Here is a 277-nt window from a genome sequence, read left to right as displayed (position 1 = left end):
ATCAAAGCCTATGCCACCGAAGCCTTTGAAACGGCCCATATCGCCGAGGCCAGCAACACCTACCGCGAGGCCAATGCGCGCGCCATTGCCGTCAGTGCCGCCATCACCCCGGTGATACGCATGGCGATTCTGGCCGGCTTCAGCGCCACGCTGGTGTATGGCGGTTGGTTGACTTTGCACGGTGAGCTGGCGGTCGGCGCGTATTCGGTGTTGGTGTATCTGACGCAGCGTCTGCTCTGGCCCATGACCGGGCTGGCCGATGTGGCCGATATGTATC

The 277-nt window shown here is 62.1% G+C and carries 1 protein-coding gene; it reads left to right on the top strand.

Going from position 1 to position 277, the window contains the following annotated elements; genetic code table 11:
- The coding region (locus tag QN347_RS19860) for an ABC transporter transmembrane domain-containing protein (RefSeq protein ID WP_323494405.1) at positions 1 to 277 on the top strand (277 nt) is incomplete at both ends.

This window comes from Sphingomonas sp. 10B4 (assembly GCF_035019905.1).
GTDB lineage: Bacteria > Pseudomonadota > Alphaproteobacteria > Sphingomonadales > Sphingomonadaceae > Sphingomonas > Sphingomonas glacialis.
The sequence above is the reverse complement of the archived record's forward strand: the minus strand, read 5'-3'. Positions and strand labels throughout refer to the sequence as shown.